This is a genomic window from Skermania sp. ID1734 (genome assembly GCF_007489285.1).
Taxonomy (GTDB): Bacteria; Actinomycetota; Actinomycetes; order Mycobacteriales; family Mycobacteriaceae; genus ID1734.
In genome coordinates this window covers 105,672-121,717 of the sequence record NZ_VLIY01000015.1, presented here as the reverse complement: position 1 = coordinate 121,717, position 16,046 = coordinate 105,672, and the positions used below count along the sequence as shown (strand labels likewise).

Here is a 16,046-nt window from a genome sequence, read left to right as displayed (position 1 = left end):
CTACCGCACGAACTCCGCCGCACGCTCAGCCAGGTCCAGCACCGGCTGCGGGAAAATGCCGAGCACCAGGGTGACGGCCGCGCTCACCAGGACTGCGAGGCCGGTGGTCACCGTCGGCCGATGAACCGCGGCCGCGTCTGAGGGCCGGGGGGCAAAGTACATCATCACGATCACCCGAAGGTAAAAGAACGCGGCGACGGCGCTGCTGACGACGCCCACGATCACCAGCGCTACTGCTCCCCCGCCGGCGGCCGCCCGGAATACCGCAAACTTGGCGACGAAGCCGCTGGTCAGCGGAATGCCCGCGAACGCCAGCAGAAACAGCGCGAAAATGCCGGCGAACCACGGCGACTGCCGACCGAGTCCGGCCCAGTTGCGCAGCGCGGTCACCTCGTTTTCGCCGTCGCGCACCATCGTCAAGGCTGCAAATGCGCCGAATGCGCTGAAGCCGTAGGTGACCAGATAGAACATTGTCGCGGCCAATCCAGCGTCATCGGCGGCGATCAGGCCGGTAAGAACGAACCCGGCGTGGGTAATGGAGGAATACGCGAGCATCCGTTTGACATCGTCCTGCGTGACGGCCAGAACCGCGCCGGCCACCATCGTCGCAATGGCGACCGCCCACATCATCGGGCGCCAATCCACATGAATGTCCGGCAGCGCGACGTAGAAGATGCGCAACATTGCCCCGAATGCCGCGATCTTTGTCGCAGCCGCCATGAAAGCGGTAACGGGCGTCGGGGCACCCTGATAGACGTCCGGAATCCAGGAATGGAACGGGACCGCGCCGACCTTGAACAACAATCCGACCGCGACCAGACCGACCCCGATCAACAGCAGCGGCCGGGCATCGCCCGCGTGCGCCGCAGCATCGGCGATTCCGCGGAGTTGCACGGTACCGGCGAACCCGTACAGCATGGCGATCCCGAACAGGAAGAACGCCGACGAAAATGCGCCCAGCAGAAAGTATTTCAGCGCCGCCTCGTGGGAGAGCAGACGCTGGCGGCGAGCGAGACCGCAGAGCAGATACAGCGGGAGGGAAAGCACCTCGAGCGCCACGAACATCGTCAGCAAATCGTTGGCAGCCGGGAACAACAGCATTCCGCCGACGGCGAGCAGCGTCAGTGGAAACACCTCGGTGTGGCTGTTACCGGCCTTGGTCGCCGCCCGCTCCTCCGCTGACCCCGGAACCGACGACGCTTGGCCCGTGAAGGCGGCCACGGTCGCGGTGCGCCGCTCCGCCATGAGCACCGTGGTCAGCAGCGCGATAAGCAAGATGGTGCCCTGCAGAAACAACGTCGGTCCGTCGACAGCGACCGCGCCGGCGGCAGCAAGACCCTGCGTTCCGGCGAGCACGACGACAGTGACGAACGCGGCGATCAGGCCACCGATGCTCAGCAGCACCTGAGTGCCGTAGCGGGCTTGACGCGGCGCGAACGCCTCCACGACGACGCCCACCACGGCGACGCCGAAGACTATCAGCATCGGGGCGAGCTGCCCGTATTCCATTGCGGGAGCGGGTAGTACGACCTCGGCGAGATTCACCGGTGCTCACCTGCCTCCGCGACCGTCGGTGCCGGGTCGGGTCGGTGGATTGTGGTCAGCACGTGTCGCACGCCCGGGTTGATCAGGTCGAGGATCGGCTTCGGGTATGCGCCTAGGAAGATCAGCAGTGCGAGCAGCGGCGCCACGACCAATCGTTCGCGGCCGATGAGGTCGCGGATTTTTTCGTTGCCGCCGCGCACGGGACCCGTCATCACGCGCTGGTACAGCCACAAGATGTAGATGGCAGCCAACACCAGCGCGCTCGACGCCAGTATCGCGGCGACGTGGTAGCGGGTGAATGTGCCGATGAGGACGAGGAATTCGCTGATGAACGGGGCAAGCCCGGGCAGCGACAGTGTGGCGAGCCCAGCCACGAGGAAGGTGCCCGCCAGGATGGGCGCCACCTTGTGCACACCACCGTAGTCTGCGATAGCCCGGCTGCCGCGGCGCGTGACGAGGAAGCCCGCGATGAGATACAGCGCCGCCGTGGACAGTCCATGGTTGACCATGTAGAGCGTCGAACCAGCCTGAGCCTGGGTGGTCATCGCGAAGATACCCAGAATGATGAAGCCGAAGTGCGAGATGGAGGTGTAGGCGATGAGCCGCATCACGTCGCTCTGACCGATCGCGAGCACAGCGCCGTAGATGATGCTGACCACCGACAACGCAATGACCAACGGCGTGAAGAACTTCGAGGCGTCGGGAAACAGTTGCAGACAGTAGCGCAGCATCGCGAAGGTGCCTACCTTGTCGACGACGGCCATCATCAGGACGGCTCCCGCAGGGGTTGCCTCGGCGGCGGCGCTCGGCAGCCAAGTGTGGAACGGCCACAGCGGCGCCTTGACGGCGAACGCGAACATGAATCCGAGGAACAACGCCTTCTCGACACCGGGGTCGATGGCGATGGTGCCGTTGGCAATTCCCGCGACCAAATGCCGAAGGTCGAATGTGCCCGTGCCGTGCTCAGCCGACACCACATACAGTCCGATCACCGCGGCCAGCATGAGCAGTCCGCCGAAGAGGTTGTAGAGCAAGAACTTCAGCGCGGCGCGCGCCGAATCCTGCCGCGAACCGACCCCGCCTCGCCCGCCGTAGGCGCCGATCAGGAAGTAGAGCGGGACCAGCATGACCTCGAAGAAGATGTAGAACAGGAGGACATCAAGCGCGGAAAAGGCGATCAACACCATCGACTCGATGCAGAGCGTCAGCGCGAGGTATGCATGCGCCGAGCGGCCGCCGTGGGTCTCGGTGGCCGTGTCATTCCACCCCGCAAGCAGCAGCAACGGCACCAGCACGGCGGTGAGCAGCACGAGGACCATCGCTATGCCGTCGAGTCCGAGCGTATAGCCGGCACCGAAAGACGGTATCCACGACTGGTTTTCGACGAATTGATATTGGGCGCCGCCCGGGTCGAACGCCACGGCCAGCGCGATCGACAGCCCCAGCACGACAAGTGCGATCGCCAGCGCGGCCGCTTTGGCGACCTGTGGCCGATTCGCCGGGAGCAGCAGTACACCCGCCGCGCCGACCATGGGTACCAGCCACAGCACGCTCAGCCACGGAAAGTCGCCCATCACCCCAACCTCACTAGGACCATCACAGCCACCACCAGTGCAGCCCCCACCAACATCGACAACGCGTAGGACCTAACGAACCCGGTCTGCCAGCGGCGCAAGGCTGTCGATGCTGCGGCGACGGTTTCGCCGAGGCCATTGACGATGCCGTCGATGCCGGCGCCGTCGAGTTTGGTGAGCGCCTTGGTCAACTGCCAGCCGGGTCGCATGAACGCGGCCTCGTTGAAGGCGTCGCCGTAGAGGTCACGTCGGGCGGCGACGGTGAGCGGGTTGACCTCGGCCGGTGCGGTGACCGGAATCGGCCGGCGCACGTACATGCGGATAGCGATTCCGATGCCGGTGAACACGAAGGCCAGCGTTATCAACGTCAATCCCCAGACGGGGAAGCCCAATGCGTGATCGTTGAGGCCGACAACAGGTTCGAGCCAGTCCTGCAGCGCACCGCCCAGCGCGAGCAGTCCGCCCGCGGCCGCAGAGCCGATGGCCAACAACACCATTGGTGCTGTCATCACCAGCGGTGCCTCGTGCGGGTGCGCGCCGGAATGCCAGCGTTTTGCGCCGAGGAAGGTCATCAGCATCACCCGGGTCATGTAGAACGCGGTGATGCCGGCGCCGACCAGGGCCGCGGCGCCGAGCACGAAGTGGTCACCGAACGCAGCCTCGATGATTTTGTCCTTGGCGAAAAACCCTGAGAACGGCGGGATTCCGATGATGGCCAGATAGCCGAGGCCGAACGTTACAAAGGTCACCGGCAGCATGGCGCGCAGGCCCCCGAAGTGGCGCATGTTCACTTCGTCGTCCATTCCGTGCATCACCGCACCAGCGCCCAGGAAGAGTCCGGCCTTGAAGAAGCCGTGGGCGAGCAGCAGCAGGATCGCGAACGCGTAACCGGCGGGTCCGAGCCCCGCGGCGAGCACCATGTAGCCAATCTGGCTCATGGTGGACGCGGCCAGCGCCTTCTTGATGTCGTCCTTCGCGCAGCCGATGATCGCCCCGAACAACAGTGTGATCGCGCCGACGATCACCACCCCGAGGCGCGCTCCGGCGGCGTGGTCGAAGATCGGGTTGGACCGCACGATCAGGTAGACGCCCGCGGTCACCATCGTGGCCGCGTGAATCAGCGCCGACACCGGCGTCGGACCCTCCATCGCGTCGCCCAGCCAGGACTGCAACGGCACCTGCGCGGATTTGCCGCAGGCCGCGAGCAGCAGCATCAACCCGATGCCGGTGAGGGTGGCCTCCCCCGCGCGGCCGGCCGCCGGGAAGACCTGGTCGAACGTGATGGAGCCGAAGGTGGCGAACATGAGCATCATCGCGATGGCGAGGCCGATGTCGCCGACCCGGTTGACCACGAACGCCTTTTTCGCGGCGGTCGCGGCCGACGGCTTGTACTCCCAGAATCCGATGAGCAGGTACGACGCCAGGCCTACCCCTTCCCAGCCGACGTAGAGTCCGAGGTAGTTGTCGGCCAGCACCAACAGCAGCATGGCCGCGAGGAAGAGATTGAGATAGGCGAAGAACTTTCGCCGCTGTGGGTCCGCACTCATGTAGCCGACGGAATACACGTGTATGAGCGAGCCGACGCCGGTGATCAGCAACACGAAACAGATCGACAGCTGGTCGACCTGCAGCCCGAAGTCGACCTGCAGGCCCGCCACCGGCACCCAGCTGAACAGGTGGTGATCGCTGGCCCGGCTGGCTGCGTCGCGGCCGAGCATGTCGACGAACAGCCACATTCCGACGCCGAACGCGGCGATCGCCGTGGCACAGCCGAGAAGGTGCCCCCACGCGTCACTACGCTTGCCCGCGAGCAGGAGCACGGCAGCGCCGAACAGCGGCAGCACGGGCAACAGCCAGGACGCGATTACCAAGGCTCCTCCTTACGCACGGCGGGTCACTGTTTGAGCAGGTTTGCCTCGTCGACCGACGCCGAGCGCCGGGTCCGGAAGATCGTCATGATGATGGCCAGCCCCACCACCACCTCGGCCGCGGCGACGACCATGGTGAAGAACGCGATGACCTGGCCGTCGAGATTGCTGTGTAGGCGGGCGAACGTCACGAAGGCGAGGTTGGCTGCGTTGAGCATCAGCTCGACGCACATGAACACCACGATGGCGTTGCGCCGCAACAACACTCCCGCGGCACCGATGGTGAACAGCAGTACTGCGACGTAGAGGTAGTTGTCGGGGTTCATTCGGCAGGCCCCTCGTCCGCGGAAGTGGGCGATCCCGAGATGTCCCGGTGGGACAGGATGCTGCTGACCGAGAGCCGGGCGGGCGTGCCGTCCGGCAGCCGGGCCGGCACGTCCACGGCGTTGTGCCGGGCGTACACCCCGGAGCTCGGCAGCGGCGTCACCTGGCCGCCGCGGCGGAACCGCTCCTGAGACAACTCGCGCTGGTCGCGGCGCGGACCGAAACGTTCCCGGTGTGCCAGCAGCATCGCGCCGATCGTTGCCGTAATGAGCAACGCGCCCGTCAGCTCGAACGCCCAGACGTACCGAATGAAGATCAGCTCGGCCAGGCCATTGATGTTGTCCTGCCCGTACGGTTGCCGCCCGCTACCCCGGTGAATCGACGACGCCGCATTACCGATCGCGGCGATCAGGAGCACGCCGAACCCGAGCCCAGCGACGACAGCGGCAATCCTTTGGCCCCGCAGCGTTTCCACCAGCGAATCCGACGAGTCGACCCCCACCAGCATCAGCACGAACAAGAACAGCATCATCACCGCGCCGGTGTAGACGACGATCTGCACAACCCCGAGAAACAGGGCGTCCTGGGCGATATAGAACACCGCCAGGATGATCATCGTCATGGCCAGGAATATCGCCGAATACACCGCCTTGGTGGCGGCCACCACGCCGAGGGCGCCGAGCACAGCGATCACGGCGAGGATCCAAAACTGGACGGCCTCACCTGTCGAGGTTCGCGTGACCTCCGCGAGAACTGCTGCGCCGTGCCCGATCACTGGGTGGCGCTTCCGTCTTCGGTGCCCGTGACCAGCCCGCGGTAATAGTCCTCGTCGGTGGTGCCCGGGGCCATCGCGTGCGGCGGGGGCGTCATGCCGGGCTCCAGCGGCGCGAGCAGGCGGTCCTTCTCGTAAATCAGGTCGGCGCGGTTGTCGTCGGCGAGCTCATAGTCGTTGGTCATGGTCAAAGCCCTTGTCGGACAGGCTTCGACGCACAGTCCACAGCCGATGCACCGCAGATAGTTGATCTGGTACACACGACCGTACCGCTCACCGGGCGAATACCGCTCCTCTTCGGTGTTGTCGGCGCCCTCGACGTAGATTGCATCGGCTGGACACGCCCATGCGCACAGTTCGCAACCGATGCATTTCTCAAGACCGTCCGGGTGGCGATTCAATTGGTGGCGGCCGTGGTAACGCGGCGCGGTGGGCACCTTTTGCTCCGGATAAAACTCGGTGTTCGGCCGCTTGAACATCGTCGAGAACGTCACACCGAAACCCGCAAGCGGTTCGAGGTATTTGTTAGCCATCACCAGCCTCCTGTGTGACCAGATCGCGCGAACGCCGTGGCGGCGTCTGGCCCGGCAGCGGCGGCACCGGGAAGCCGCCGGCCATCGGATCGAATGTTGGCGGGACGGTTGGCTCCACCTCGGGACGCGGCGGCTTTCGGTGCAGCGCAACCCAACCGCCGGCCAGCATGGCGAAGCCGATGACGGCGCCGATGACTACCAACGGAATCGACCACGTCCCCGCCTGGGCGGCACCGAGGCCGCGAACGATCGCGACGATCATGACCCACAGCAGCGAAATGGGGATCAGTACCTTCCAGCCGAGGTTCATGAACTGGTCGTAGCGCAACCGCGGCAGCGTGCCACGTAGCCAGATGAACACAAAGAGGAACACCCAGACCTTGAGGGTGAACCACAGCACCGGCCACCATCCCGAGTTGGCGCCGGACCAGAAGTTGAACGGGAACGGCGCGTGCCAGCCCCCGAGGAATAGCGTGGTCGCCAGGGCGGACACGGTCACCATGTTCATGTATTCGGCGAGCATGAACATCGCGAACTTCAGCGACGAATACTCGGTGTGGAAGCCACCGACCAGTTCCCCCTCGGCCTCGGGCAGGTCGAACGGCGCTCGGTTGGTCTCGCCCACCATCGACGTGATGTAGATGAGGAACGACGGCAACAACATAAAGAGGTACCAGCGGCCTTCTTGGGCACCCACAATCGCCGACGTCGACATCGTGCCTGCGTCGAGAAACACTGCGGCAAACGACAATCCCATCGCAATCTCATAAGAGATCACCTGCGCGGTCGACCGCAGCCCGCCGAGCAGCGGATACGTCGATCCCGACGACCAACCGGCCAGCACAATGCCGTACACGCCGATGGACGTGATGGCCAAGACGTACAGGACGCCGACGGGCAAATCGGTCAATTGCAGCATGGTGCGATGACCGAAGACCGACACTTCCGGGCCGAACGGAATGACCGCGAAGGCCATGATCGCCGCCGACGCCGCGATGATCGGCGCGAGGATATAGATCGGTTTGTCGACACCCGAGGGGATGATGTCTTCTTTCAGCGCCATCTTCACGCCGTCGGCAATGCTCTGCAGGCTGCCGTGAAAACCGACGCGATTCGGCCCCACCCGCATCTGCATCCGAGCCATGATCTTGCGCTCGGCGACCACGGCGACCATCGGTGTCAGCATCAGGAAGGCGAAGATCAGGATGGCCTTGGCCACCACCAGCCACCAGGTGTCATGCCCGAACTGATCCGGGCTGTATTGAGCAGCAAAGTTAGTCATTCGCACCCCCGTTCGCGCCGACCATGGCCGACGGCACGTCATCGGCCGGCGGGCTCGCTCCGCGAGACACCTCGACGACGCTGCCGATAGTCGCGCCAAGATCGTCATACACCGCGCATCCGACAGAATTCATCGGCAGCCAAACCGTGCCGTCCGCAATGTCGGTGATCGCCGCGGGCAGCGTGATCTGGCCGCGATCCGTGGCCACGGTCACCGGGTCGTCGTCACGGACATCGAGTTCGGCGGCGAGCGCCGCGGAGATGCGCGCCACCGGCCGGCGTGCCGTCGCGGCGAGATTCGCCTCCCCGTCCTGCAGGCGCCCCCGGTCGAGCAGTTGCCGCCAGGTGGCGAGCACCGCTTGACCGCGGCGAAGCGTAGGCCGCGGAGCCGATTCGGCGGTCGGTGCGGGCGGTCGGGCGCCGTCCCAGGCGCCCAGCGCGGCGAGTTCGGCGCGGGCGGCCGCAGCAGTCGGAATCCCGAGCGCCAAACCCATCTCGTCGGCGAGCGCCGACAGCACACGCAGATCCGACATGGCACCGGGAACTCGCAGTGCCTCGGGAAACTCGCGCAGCCTCCCCTCCCAGTCCATGAACGTTCCAGCCTTGTTGACCACGGCGGCGACCGGAAGCACCACGTCGGCGAGATCGGTGACGGCACTGCGCCGCAACTCGAGGCTGACCACGAATCCCGCGGCGTCTACGGCTGCGGCGGCGGCTGCTGGATCAGGCAAGTCGGCCAGCTCGACGCCACCGACAACCAACGCCTCGAGATCCCCACTGGCAACTGCCTCGAGGATCCCGGCGGTGTCACGACCGGGATCGACCGGCAGCGGTACACCCCAAACCTGCTCGACCTGTTCGCGGGCGGCGGAGTCGCTGACCGGCCTGCCGCCCGGCAGCAGCGCCGGCAACGCACCCGCTTCGAGCGCGCCCCGCTCACCCGCCCGTCGCGGCACCCAACCGATCCGCGCGCCGGTTTGCGCACACAGCCGAGAAACCGCGGCAAAGCCGCCGGGACTGGCCGCGACTCGCTCACCGACCAGCACCACCGCCCCCGACTTGCGCATCAACCCGGCAAGCTCGGGATCGTCCAGCGCCGCGTCGAGCGCTGCCGGTTCGCCACCGGGTGGCGATTTGATCAGTCGGCCGTACAGCTTTTCGAGCCCGCGGCTGGCGAAGGACGCGATCGAATAGACAGGCAACGCGCGGCTGCGCGCGGCCTTGCGCAGGCGCAGAAAAACGATCGGCGATTCGTCCTCGGGCTCGAACCCGACCAGCACCACCACGGGTGCAGCCGCAAGATCGGCGTAGGTCAGCGTCATCGGTTGGCCGGCGACGTGGGCGGCCAGGAACTGCGCTTCCTCGTCGGAGTGCGCCCGGCTACGGAAGTCGATATCATTGGCGCGCAGGGCAATTCGAGCGAATTTGGCGTACGCGTAGGCGTCCTCGAGGGTGCTGCGTCCCCCGACCAGCACCCCGGTGCGCTCACGGGCCGCCAGCAAACCTTGCGCCGCGACCGCCAGCGCCTCCGACCACGACGCTGGCGCCAACTCACCGTTCGCCCCGCGAACCTGCGGAGTCGTGATCCGGTCAGGTTGGGTGGCGTAGGTGAAGGCCCACCGGCCCTTGTCGCAGTTCCATTCCTCGTTGACGTCCGGGTCGTCGCCGGCGAGACGACGCAGCACATAGCCGCGTCGATGATCGGTGCGCTGCGCACACCCGCTCGCGCAGTGCTCGCACACGCTCGGGGTGGACACCAGGTCGAACGGGCGGGCGCGGAACCGGTAGGAGGCGCCGGTCAGCGCACCGACCGGACAGATCTGCACAGTGTTACCCGAAAAGTACGACTCGAACGGCTCCGCGTCCGGCGTCACCCCATGCGACTCGAGGCCACCCGCGTAGATGCCGACCTGCTGCTGCGCGCCGCGCTCCACCATGTCGATGAACGGATCGCCGGCGATCTGCTGGGAGAACCGGGTGCACCGCGCGCACAGCACACACCGCTCCCGGTCCAGCAGCACCTGTGCGGAAATGCTGATCGGCTTGGGAAACGTGCGTTTGACGTCGACGAACCGCGATTCGGCGGAACCGGTCGACATTGCCTGGTTCTGTAGCGGGCACTCGCCGCCCTTGTCGCACACCGGACAGTCCAGGGGGTGGTTGATGAGCAGCAACTCCATCACCCCGCGCTGCGCCTTCTCCGCGGCCGCCGAGGTGAACTGGGTGTGCACCACCATCCCGTCGGTCGCGACAGTGGTGCACGACGCCAACGGTTTTCGCTGTCCCTCCACCTCCACGAGGCACTGCCGGCAGGCTCCGACCGGATCCAGCAGGGGGTGATCGCAGAACCGCGGGATCTGGACGCCAATCTGCTCGGCAGCACGAATCACCAACGTGCCCTTGGGTACCTGCAGTTCGACCCCGTCAATGGTAATGGTCACCAGGTCATCGGCCACCGTCATGCACCCCCGCTCAACATCGACCGTGCCGGATCGAACGGACACCCACCGTCGAAGTGCGCGAGATACTCCTCGCGAAAATACTTCAGCGAGGACATGATCGGGCTCGCGGCGCCGTCACCGAGTGCGCAGAACGACTTACCCAGGATGTTGTCCGAAACGTCGAACAACTTCTCCAGGTCGGCGTCATCAGCCACCCCGCGCTCGACCCGTTCCAGGATCTGCACCAGCCAGTACGTGCCCTCGCGACACGGCGTGCATTTACCGCAGGACTCATGCGCGTAAAACTCCGTCCAACGCAACACCGCCCGAACCACACACGTCGTCTCGTCGAAGATCTGCAATGCCTTGGTGCCCAGCATCGAACCGGCAGCGCCGACGCCCTCGTAGTCGAGCGGGACATCGAGGTGCGCCGTGGTCAAGATCGGCGTGGAGGAACCACCCGGCGTCCAGAACTTCAACCGGTGCCCCGCCCGCACCCCACCGGCATAGTCGAGAAGTTCGCGCAGCGTGATGCCAAGCGGCGCTTCATATTGCCCGGGCCGGGTGACGTGCCCGGACAGCGAGTAAATGGTGAATCCCGGCGACTTCTCGGTGCCCATGGAGCGGAACCAGTCCATACCGTTGCGCAGGATGAACGGCACGCTGGCAATGGATTCCACGTTGTTGACCACCGTCGGGCACGCGTAGAGCCCGGCGACCGCGGGGAACGGCGGGCGCAATCGCGGTTGGCCGCGGCGACCTTCGAGCGAATCCAGCAGCGCTGTTTCCTCACCGCAAATGTACGCGCCCGCGCCAGCATGCACGACAATGTCGAGGTCGAAGTCGGAGCCGAGCACCGATCGACCGAGATAGCCTGCCGCGTAAGCCTCGGCAACGGCTTGCTGCAGTCGGCGCAGGACCGGGACCACCTCGCCGCGCACGTAGATGAACGCCTGATGACACCCGATCGCGTAGGCGGCGATGACCACACCCTCGATCAATGTGTGCGGACTGGCCATCAGCAGCGGAATGTCTTTGCAGGTCCCCGGTTCGGACTCGTCGGCATTGACCACGAGGAACCGTGGCTTGGCAATGTTTTTCGGGATGAACGACCACTTGGTTCCAGTCGGGAATCCGGCGCCGCCGCGGCCGCGTAACCCGGCGTCCTTGACGGTGGTCATGACCTCGTCGGGGGTCATTGTCAGCGCCGTGCGCAAGCCGTCGTAGCCGCCGTGGTTCTGATAGGTCTGCAGCGTCCAGGATTGCGGGGAGTCCCAGTGCCGGGTGAGGACGGGGGTCAGCGGCACGTCACGCTCCTTCCCTCTTGGGAGGATTCGGGGCAGCCATGCCGCGTTCGTGCGCAACCTCGAGCCCGGCCAGCGTGGCCGGGCCTGCCGTGTGCTGCTCCTCCGCGCGTCCGTCGGGGAAGCCGGCCAGCAACCGCGCGGTCTCCCGGAACGTACACACCGCAGCACCCCGACTCGGGCTTACCTGCTCGCCCGAACGCAGCGAATCCACCAGCGCGCGAGCTGATTCCGCAGTCTGATTGTCGAAGAACTCCCAGTTGACCATCACCACCGGGGCGTAGTCGCAGGCCGCGTTGCATTCCACGTGATCCAGCGTGATGGCACCGTCATCGGTGGTCTGCCCCGGCTCGATGTTCAGGTGTTGTTGCAAGGCAGTCAGTATCGCGTCGCCGCCCATGATCGCGCACAGCGTGTTGGTGCACACGCCCACGTAGTACGTGCCCGTCGGCTCTCGGCGGTACATGGAGTAAAAACTCGCGACAGCGGTAACCTCCGCCGCGGTCAAACCCAGTTGGGTCGCACAGAATTCCATGCCGGCCGGCGTGAGATAGCCGTCTTCGGACTGCACCAGGTGCAACAGCGGCAGCAGTGCCGAGCGACGGGCCGTCGGTGGGAGGCCGGGTTCGGTGCCGGACGGGTATCGAGCGAGGATTTCCTTGGCGTCCACCTCGAGTCGGGCCCGCACGTCGGCCGGGTAGCTGCGTGGCGCATCGACCGGTGGCCGGGTGCCGAGTTCCACGAAGACCGGCCCGCTCGGGCCCGCATTCTGATTGTGCGGCATCAGCGATCCACCCCGCCCATCACTGGGTCGATACTGGCCACCGCCGCAATGACATCGGCAACCATCCCGCCCTCGCACATCGCCGCTACCGCTTGCAGATTCGTGAACGACGGGTCACGGAAGTGCACGCGATACGGCCGGGTGCCACCGTCACTGACCATGTGCACGCCGGTCTCGCCGCGGGGTGATTCGACCGCCACGTACACCTGTCCCGCCGGCACTCGCAGGCCCTCGGTGACCAGCTTGAAGTGATGGATCAGCGCTTCCATCGAGGTACCCATGATGGTGCGGATGTGGCTGAGCGAGTTGCCCAATCCATCCGGACCCAACGCCAGATCTGCCGGCCAGGCGACTTTCTTGTCATCGATCATCACCGGCCCAGGCCGTAGCCGGTCCAGGCACTGCTCCACAATCTTCAGCGATTCGTACATCTCCTTGATCCGAATGAGATAGCGCCCGTAGGCATCACAGCCCTGATCAGTGATCACGTTGAACTCGTAGTTCTCATATCCGCAGTAGGGCTGCGACTTTCGCAGATCGTGCGGCAGGCCGGTGGCCCGCAGAATCGGCCCGGTGACGCCGAGCGCCATACAACCGGTCAGATCCAGGTACCCGATGCCCTGGGTGCGCGCCTTCCAGATGTAGTTCTCGTTGAGCAGATTCTCCATGTCCCGCAGGCGCTTCGGCATCAGCTCCAGCAGGTCGCGCACCTTGCGCACCCCGTCGGGCGGCAGGTCCTGCGAGAGCCCGCCGGGGCGGACGTAGGCATGATTCATCCGCAGGCCGGTGATGGTTTCGAACACGTCGAGCACGAGCTCGCGTTCCCGGAAACCGAACAGCATCGCGGTGACCGCGCCGAGTTCCATTCCGCCGGTGGCCAACGCGACCAGGTGCGAGGAGATCCGGTTGAGCTCCATCATCATCACCCGGATCACCGTGGCCCGCTCCGGGATTCGATCCGTGATGTCGAGCAGCTTTTCGACGGCCAGGCAGTAGGCGGTCTCGTTGAAGAACGGTGAAAGGTAGTCCATCCGAGTCACGAACGTGACGCCCTGAATCCAGTTTCGGTACTCGAGGTTTTTCTCGATCCCGGTGTGCAGGTAGCCGATTCCGCATCGCGCCTCGGTGACGGTCTCGCCTTCGATCTCGAGGATCAACCGCAGCACGCCGTGGGTGGAGGGGTGCTGCGGACCCATGTTGACGACGATCCGCTCCTCGCCTGCCGCGGCGTCGACAATCTCGTCCCAGTCTTGTCCGATAGAGGTGTAAGTGGTGGCGCCTGAACTGGGCGCTGCCGGGTCGGCAGCTGTCCGCCCCGGCACCGCGGGGTCACGTGGTTTTTCGCTCATCAGTTGTAAGCCCTCCGCTCATCGGGCGGCGGGATCTGAGCGCCCTTGTACTCCACCGGGATACCGCCCAGCGGGTAGTCCTTGCGCTGCGGATGACCGTCCCAGTCGTCGGGCATCTCGATCCGCACCAGCGCCGGATGGCCGTCGAAGACGATGCCGAAGAAGTCGTAGGTTTCCCGTTCGTGCCAGTCGGTCGTCGGATACACCGAATACAGGGACGGCATATGCGGGTCGGCATCCGGCACGGCCACCTCGAGGCGCACCCGCCGGTTGTGGGTGATGGACATCAGCGGATACACCGCGTGCAGCTCGCGTCCGGTTTCCTCCGGGTAATGCACGCCGCTGACACCGAGGCACAGTTCGAAACGTAGGTCCGGGTGATCGCGCAAAGTCTGTGCGACGAGCGGGAGACGTTCCGGACGGACGTAAAAGGTGATCTCATCCCGGAAGACGAGGGTCTTCTCCAGGGCGTCGGAAGCTTCGGCCTGCTCCAGCGCCGCCTCCAGCACATCGGCAATCTCGTCGAAGTATCCGCCGTAGGGCCGTTCGGTGCCGCCGGGCAGTTTCACCGGCCGGACCAGGCGGCCGTAGCCGGAGGTATCGCCGGTGTCCCGCGCGCCGAACATGCCCCGCCGGACGCCGATCACTTCGCCGTCGTCACTCATCGCAACAACCCGCGCATCTCGATGGTGGTCGGCGACTGCAATGCCGCTGCTTCGGCGGCCTTGACGGCTTCGGCGCGATCGACGCCGAGCGGTGCATGGGCAATCTTTTCGTGCAGCATCAGGATCGCGTTCAGCAGCATTTCCGGCCGCGGTGGGCAACCGGGCAGGTAGATGTCGACCGGCACCACGTGGTCGACGCCCTGCACGATCGCGTAGTTGTTGAACATTCCGCCCGAAGATGCGCAAACGCCCATAGCGAGCACCCATTTCGGCTCGACCATCTGGTCGTAAATCTGGCGCAGCACCGGCGCCATCTTCTGGCTGACCCGCCCGGCCACGATCATCAGGTCCGCCTGCCGCGGGGACGCGCGGAACGCCTCCATGCCGAAGCGCGCGATGTCATAGCGACCGGCGCCTGTCGCCATCATCTCGATGGCGCAGCACGCCAGGCCGAACGTCACCGGCCACAGCGAGCCCTTACGGACATAGCCGGCCAGCGACTCCACCGTGCTCAACAGGATGCCGCTCGGAAGTTTCTCCTCCAGACCCATGACCGCCCGCGCTCACTCTCTCCTGACCCGACGCCGCCACACCGTGCTGCTCATTCCCAACTGAGCCCTCCCCGCCGCCACTCGTAGGCGTAGGCAACCGACACGTTGACAATGAACAAGATCATCGCGACGAGACCGAAGGTGCCGAGCGCATCGAAATGCACCGCCCACGGGTACAGGAAGACGATTTCGATGTCGAAGATGATGAACAGCATGGCGGTCAGGTAGAACTTGACCGGAAATCGGCTCGCGCCTACCGGCTGGGGCGCGGGTTCGATGCCGCACTCATAGGCCTCGAGTTTGGCACGGTTGTACCGCTTAGGCCCGACGAGTGAGGCAACGACGACCGAAAAGACAGCAAAGCCCACCGCGACCGCACCGAGCACCAAAATGGGCACGTACACGTTCATGCGTTGCTCCTGCTCCGACGCCTGTGTCGTCACACGAACTGCCAGTTACACGAACCGCTGAGATCACCTGCGTCAGGTGATCTCTAACACACACCCTACGGCGAAGTCGTTCGCCTCGCTTCTCTTTCGTCCGGCGCGTCCGACGCCGTCAAAACGCCTACTACGGCGTCGGTCAGCTCGATCGGATCGAGGGGATGCGGCACCGCGGCGTCGGCGCGCGACCACCGAGCCAGCCAGGCGTCGTCGCGCCGGCCGGTCAGCACCACGATCGGCGGACAGGGATCCAGCTCGTCGCGAAGCTGCTTGGCCAGTCCCATTCCACCCGTAGGCGTGGCCTCACCATCCAAAATCGCCAGGTCGACACCGCCGGCATCCATGTGCTCGATGACGACCGGCCCGGTGGCCACCTCGAGGTACTCGAACTCGCCGAGCCGCTGATCGGGGCGCTTGCCGAGCGCAAGCTTCACCTGTTCGCGGGTCTGGGCGTCGTCGCTGTAGACAAGAACGCGAAGCGTTGCGGTCACGACGCCGATGCTAGTGACGGTGCACCCGACGCGCGCTGTTTCGCCGCCACCCGCTGTGTCGCGGTCGCCGCGCGCTGCTTTGCGCCGCCGCAGATATGCCACGACATGCGCCTGCGCAATG

15 protein-coding genes are annotated in these 16,046 nt (G+C 65.4%); all 15 read right to left on the bottom strand.

Features of this window, described 5'->3' with window-relative positions; translation table 11 throughout:
• Positions 1-1,545 (bottom strand): NADH-quinone oxidoreductase subunit NuoN, encoded by a 1,545-nt coding sequence (gene nuoN / locus FOS14_RS18690; protein WP_143772326.1) that lies wholly within the window; start codon positions 1,543-1,545, stop codon positions 1-3.
• Complete coding sequence (locus FOS14_RS18685) at positions 1,542-3,119, bottom strand: NADH-quinone oxidoreductase subunit M (RefSeq protein ID WP_143772325.1); 1,578 nt, start codon at positions 3,117-3,119, stop codon at positions 1,542-1,544. Before FOS14_RS18685 ends, nuoN begins: the two co-directional genes overlap by 4 nt.
• Complete coding sequence (gene nuoL, locus FOS14_RS18680; RefSeq protein WP_143772324.1) at positions 3,119-4,990, bottom strand: NADH-quinone oxidoreductase subunit L; 1,872 nt, start codon at positions 4,988-4,990, stop codon at positions 3,119-3,121. Before nuoL ends, FOS14_RS18685 begins: the two co-directional genes overlap by 1 nt.
• 23 nt (positions 4,991-5,013) lie before the next feature.
• Positions 5,014-5,313 (bottom strand): NADH-quinone oxidoreductase subunit NuoK, encoded by a 300-nt coding sequence (nuoK, locus tag FOS14_RS18675; protein ID WP_143772323.1) that lies wholly within the window; start codon positions 5,311-5,313, stop codon positions 5,014-5,016.
• A complete protein-coding gene (locus FOS14_RS18670) occupies positions 5,310-6,083 on the bottom strand; it encodes an NADH-quinone oxidoreductase subunit J (protein WP_185981834.1) in 774 nt (257 codons plus the stop codon). Before FOS14_RS18670 ends, nuoK begins: the two co-directional genes overlap by 4 nt.
• Positions 6,083-6,616: an NADH-quinone oxidoreductase subunit NuoI gene (gene nuoI, locus FOS14_RS18665; protein WP_143772321.1), complete on the bottom strand. Its 534-nt coding sequence runs from the start codon at positions 6,614-6,616 to the stop codon at positions 6,083-6,085. The genes FOS14_RS18670 and nuoI overlap by 1 nt, the downstream gene beginning before the upstream one ends.
• Positions 6,609-7,898, bottom strand: a complete 1,290-nt coding sequence (nuoH, locus tag FOS14_RS18660; RefSeq protein ID WP_143772320.1) for an NADH-quinone oxidoreductase subunit NuoH — start codon at positions 7,896-7,898, stop codon at positions 6,609-6,611. The genes nuoI and nuoH overlap by 8 nt, the downstream gene beginning before the upstream one ends.
• The gene (locus FOS14_RS18655) at positions 7,891-10,359 is read right to left on the bottom strand and encodes an NADH-quinone oxidoreductase subunit G (protein WP_143772319.1); all 2,469 of its coding nucleotides are present in this window, start codon (positions 10,357-10,359) and stop codon (positions 7,891-7,893) included. Before FOS14_RS18655 ends, nuoH begins: the two co-directional genes overlap by 8 nt.
• Complete coding sequence (nuoF, locus tag FOS14_RS18650) at positions 10,356-11,645, bottom strand: NADH-quinone oxidoreductase subunit NuoF (protein WP_143772318.1); 1,290 nt, start codon at positions 11,643-11,645, stop codon at positions 10,356-10,358. The genes FOS14_RS18655 and nuoF overlap by 4 nt, the downstream gene beginning before the upstream one ends.
• Before the next feature lies 1 nt (position 11,646).
• Positions 11,647-12,426 carry an NADH-quinone oxidoreductase subunit NuoE gene (nuoE, locus tag FOS14_RS18645; RefSeq protein ID WP_143772317.1) on the bottom strand — a complete coding sequence of 260 codons (780 nt, stop codon included), beginning with the start codon at positions 12,424-12,426 and terminating at the stop codon, positions 11,647-11,649.
• Positions 12,426-13,775, bottom strand: coding sequence for an NADH dehydrogenase (quinone) subunit D (gene nuoD / locus FOS14_RS18640; RefSeq protein ID WP_143772316.1), 1,350 nt, complete (start codon positions 13,773-13,775; stop codon positions 12,426-12,428). Before nuoD ends, nuoE begins: the two co-directional genes overlap by 1 nt.
• On the bottom strand, positions 13,775-14,440 hold the full coding sequence (locus FOS14_RS18635) for an NADH-quinone oxidoreductase subunit C (RefSeq protein WP_143772315.1): 666 nt from the start codon (positions 14,438-14,440) through the stop codon (positions 13,775-13,777). Before FOS14_RS18635 ends, nuoD begins: the two co-directional genes overlap by 1 nt.
• Positions 14,437-14,991, bottom strand: a complete 555-nt coding sequence (locus tag FOS14_RS18630; RefSeq protein WP_143772314.1) for an NADH-quinone oxidoreductase subunit B family protein — start codon at positions 14,989-14,991, stop codon at positions 14,437-14,439. Before FOS14_RS18630 ends, FOS14_RS18635 begins: the two co-directional genes overlap by 4 nt.
• 50 nt (positions 14,992-15,041) lie before the next feature.
• Positions 15,042-15,401: an NADH-quinone oxidoreductase subunit A gene (locus FOS14_RS18625; RefSeq protein WP_143772313.1), complete on the bottom strand. Its 360-nt coding sequence runs from the start codon at positions 15,399-15,401 to the stop codon at positions 15,042-15,044.
• A 95-nt stretch (positions 15,402-15,496) separates the two neighbouring features.
• On the bottom strand, positions 15,497-15,925 hold the full coding sequence (locus FOS14_RS18620; protein WP_143772312.1) for a response regulator transcription factor: 429 nt from the start codon (positions 15,923-15,925) through the stop codon (positions 15,497-15,499).
• Positions 15,926-16,046: the final 121 nt, after the last annotated feature.